This is a genomic window from Micrococcus sp. HG099, from assembly GCF_024723355.1.
GTDB lineage: Bacteria > Actinomycetota > Actinomycetes > Actinomycetales > Micrococcaceae > Micrococcus > Micrococcus endophyticus.
The window spans coordinates 1-4,077 of the sequence record NZ_JANQCJ010000162.1 but is presented as its reverse complement, the minus strand read 5'-3'; the positions used below and the strand labels follow the sequence as shown (position 1 = coordinate 4,077).

Sequence of the window (4,077 nt, the reverse complement as noted above, 5' to 3'; positions counted from 1 at the left end):
AGAATGTGTATAAGAGACAGCCTTTTCGTGTGGGAGACGGGAGCCTTCAGCCTCCCGTCCACCCACACGAACGCGGTGGTAGAGCCTCCCTTTTCCCACACGACAGCGGGGTGGGCGCGTTCGATGATATGTTCGAATGCGCGCCGACCGGCGCCCGCGCGTCCGACCCAGGAGGGCCCCTCATGATCGCCTCGCTCAGCGGCACCGTGGAGCACGTGGCCCTCGACCGGGCCGTGATCGCGGTCGGCGGCTTCGGCGTGCAGTTCTCCGCCACGCCCCAGACGCTCGCCACCCTCCACGAGGGGCGCACGGGCAGCGTGCAGACCCACCTGGTGGTCAAGGAGGACGCGCTCACCCTGTTCGGCTTCGCCGACCGCCACGAGCGCGAGGTGTTCGAGGTGCTCATCACCGCCAACGGCGTGGGCCCCCGCCTCGCGCTGGCCGTCCTGTCCGTCCACCACCCCGAGGCCGTGCGCCGCGCGGTGACCGAGGAGGACGAGAAGGCGCTCACCCGCGTGCCGGGCGTCGGCCCGAAGCTCGCCCGCAAGATCATCGTGGAGCTCTCCGGCCGGCTCGCCCCCACGGGCGAGCAGGTCCCCGCCCCGGAGGAGTCCGCCGCCCCCGAGACCCCCGAGGCGGCCTGGCACGCCGACGTCGTGCAGGCCATGACCGGCCTCGGCTGGTCCGAGAAGGAGGCGCTCAAGGCGGTCGAGGCCACCGTGGCCGCCCGGCCCGAGCTGGACGAGGCCCGCGACGTCGCCGCGCTGCTGCGGGCCACGCTGCGCGACGTCGGCACGGCCGGCACGGTGCGGGGCGGACGATGAGCGCGGAGCCGTCCCCGCTGTCCGGCCTCGCGGCGGACCCGGAGGAGCGCCGCCTCGAGGCCGCCCTGCGGCCGAAGCACCTGGACGAGTTCGTCGGCCAGCGGCGGGTGCGCGAGCAGCTGGACCTCATGCTCGCCTCCGCGCGCCTGCGGGACCGCGCCGCCGACCACGTCCTGCTCTCCGGCCCGCCGGGGCTCGGCAAGACCACCCTGGCCATGATCGTGGCCGCGGAGATGAACGCGCCCCTGCGCCTGTCCTCCGGCCCGGCCATCCAGCACGCGGGCGACCTCGCCGCGATCCTCTCCTCCCTCACCGAGGGGGAGGTGCTCTTCCTCGACGAGATCCACCGCATGTCCCGGCCGGCCGAGGAGATGCTCTACATGGCCATGGAGGACTTCCGGGTGGACATCGTGGTGGGCAAGGGCGCCGGCGCGACCTCCATCCCGCTCGAGCTGCCGCCGTTCACCCTCGTGGGCGCCACCACCCGCGCCGGGCTCCTGCCGGGGCCGCTGCGCGACCGCTTCGGCTTCACCGGGCACCTGGACTTCTACGCCGAGGAGGAGCTCGAGCGGGTGCTGCGCCGCTCGGCGCTGCTGCTGGACGTGCGCCTGGCCTCGGACGGCTATCGGCAGATCGCCACTCGCTCGCGCGGCACGCCGCGCATCGCCAACCGGCTCCTGCGGCGCGTGCGCGACTGGGCGCTGGTCAAGGGCGTGGAGCAGGTCGAGGCCGACCACGCGGCGGCCGCCCTGGACATGTACGACGTCGACGCGCGCGGCCTGGACCGGCTGGACCGCTCCGTGCTCACCGCGCTGTGCACCACCTTCGGCGGGGGCCCCGTGGGGCTGACCACGCTGGCCACCGCGGTGGGGGAGGAGGCCGAGACCGTGGAGACGGTCGCGGAGCCCTTCCTGATCCGCGAGGGCATGGTGGCCCGCACCCCGCGCGGCCGCATCGCCCTGCCCGGGGCGTGGGACCATCTGGGCCTCGCCTCGCCGGAGGCGGGTCCCGGGGCCTGACATCCAGGGTCGGCCCCTACACTGGACTGGCCCGTCGACCCCGAGCACCAGGAGCACCCCATGCCCGTCGCCACCGCAGCGACCCTTCCCGTGATCGCCCAGCAGGCCCAGGGAGGCGGCGGCAGCATGCTGATGCTGATCGCCTTCGCCCTGCTCGCCGTCATGCTCTTCCTGTCCTTCCGCAAGGGCAAGAAGCTGCAGCAGCAGCAGGCGGAGATGCGCAGCACCCTCGCCCCCGGCGTGGAGGTCATGACCGGCGCGGGCATCTTCGGCACCGTGGTGTCCGTGGACGCCGAGAACCAGCGCGTGACCATCGAGACCGCGCCGGGCACCCGCATGGACGTGCACCTGCAGGGCGTCACCAACGTCGTCGAGCCCACCGCGGCCGCTGCGGCGACCCCGGCCGAGGACGCGGCCCGCCTCGACGCCGCCCCCGGCGCCGAGTACGGAGACCAGCAGCCCGTCGTCGAGCCCCGCGCCGACGACGCCGTCGACCCGCGGGACCGCCGCGGCGACCTGGCCTGAGCACCACCCACCCCCCTTGCACACGCGGCCCCGCCTGGCGGGGCCGCTCGGATGTGACGGAAGCACCTGACCCATGGCGAAGAGAACACCCACCGGCTCGGCCCGGCGCACCCTGGCCTGGCTGGCCGCCCTCACCGTGGCCCTGACCGCGTTCCTCGGCTGGGGCGTCGCCTCGGGCGCGGCCTCGTGGGCGCCCAAGCTGGCGCTGGACCTGGAGGGCGGCACCCAGATGGTCCTGGCCCCCGAGACCGCGACGGGCGAGTCCGTCACGTCCGAGCAGCTCGACCAGGCGGTGGAGATCATCCGCCAGCGCGTGGACGGCTCCGGCGTGGCCGAGGCCGAGGTCGCCACCCAGGGCGCGGAGAACGTCGTCGTCTCCCTGCCCGGCGTCCCGGACGAGGAGACCCGCCGCCTGATCCAGGCCTCGGCGGACATGCAGTTCCGCCCCGTCCTGCAGTCCGGGGCCGGCGAGGCCACCCCGGAGGACCAGCGCCTGCCGGAGGACCAGCTGCCGCAGCCCGAGGGCGAGCCCGTAGACGCCTACGACCCCAACTGGGTGACGCCGGCGCTGCTGACCCAGTACCAGGCCCTCGACTGCGCGGCCCCGCGCGACCCGGCCGCCCCGCCGCCGCCGTCCGACCAGGCGATCGTGGCCTGCGAGCCGCCCGCCGACCTCGGCGAGGGCGTCCAGACCCCGGCCCGCAAGTACATCCTGGGCCCCGTGGTCATCCCCGGCACCCAGATCGAGGGCGCCACGAACGGCCTGGCCCAGGCGCAGGGCGGCGTGTCCACCAACCAGTGGGTCGTCAACATCGACTTCGACGACGAGGGCGCCAAGACCTTCTCCGAGGTCACCCAGAAGCTCACCCCGTACCCGGACGGCGACCCGCGCAAGCAGTTCGCGATCCTCCTGGACGGGGACGTCATCTCGGCCCCGCAGTCCAACGCGGTGATCACCGCCGGCAGCGCCCAGATCAGCGGGCCCACGCTGAACGAGGAGACGACGGCGCAGCTCGCCGAGCAGCTCAACTACGGCTCGCTGCCGATCTCCTTCTCCATCGAGTCGGAGCAGCAGATCTCCGCCACCCTCGGCCAGGACCAGCTCTTCTGGGGCCTGATCGCCGGGCTCATCGGCCTCGCGCTGGTGGCCGTGTACCAGTTCTTCCAGTACCGGGCGCTGGGCCTGCTGACGTTCGCCTCGATCGTGGTGGCGGGCATCCTGACCTACCTGGCCATCGCGATCCTCGGCTGGACGGACAACTACCGCCTGTCCCTGGCGGGCATCGCCGGCCTGATCGTGGCGATCGGCCTGACGGCGGACTCGTTCATCGTCTACTTCGAGCGCATCAAGGACGAGCTGCGCGCCGGCCACAGCGTGCCGATGGCCGTCCACGAGGGCTGGAAGCGCGCCAAGCGCACGATCACCGCGTCCAAGGCCGTGAACCTGCTGGCCGCCGTCGTGCTGTACTTCGTGGCCGTGGGCAACGTGCGCGGCTTCGCGTTCACGCTCGGCCTCACCGCGATCGCCGACCTGATCGTGGTGTTCATGTTCACCCACCCGATCATGGTGCTGCTGGCGCAGACCCGGTTCGTGGGCGGGGGCCACCGGATGTCCGGGCTCGACCCGTCCCTGCTCGGCCGCCAGGCGCTCTACCAGGGCGCCGGTCGGCTCCGCGAGCCGGGCGGCGCGCGCCGCACCGGGTCCACCG

General features: G+C 73.5%; 4 protein-coding genes. All 4 read left to right on the top strand.

From position 1 onward, the window contains the following. The first annotated feature begins 182 nt into the window (after positions 1–182). The gene (gene ruvA / locus NWP10_RS10840; protein ID WP_258300912.1) at positions 183–824 is read left to right on the top strand and encodes a Holliday junction branch migration protein RuvA; all 642 of its coding nucleotides are present in this window, start codon (positions 183–185) and stop codon (positions 822–824) included. Then, positions 821–1,843 (top strand): Holliday junction branch migration DNA helicase RuvB, encoded by a 1,023-nt coding sequence (gene ruvB, locus NWP10_RS10835; RefSeq protein ID WP_258300911.1) that lies wholly within the window; start codon positions 821–823, stop codon positions 1,841–1,843. Before ruvA ends, ruvB begins: the two co-directional genes overlap by 4 nt. A gap of 60 nt (positions 1,844–1,903) precedes the next feature. Further along, entirely contained in the window at positions 1,904–2,368 is a 465-nt protein-coding gene (yajC, locus tag NWP10_RS10830; RefSeq protein WP_258300910.1) for a preprotein translocase subunit YajC, read from the top strand. Positions 2,369–2,441: 73 nt separating this feature from the next. Beyond that, positions 2,442–4,077, top strand: a 1,636-nt coding sequence (gene secD / locus NWP10_RS10825) for a protein translocase subunit SecD (RefSeq protein ID WP_258300909.1), incomplete at its 3' end; no start/stop codon positions are given.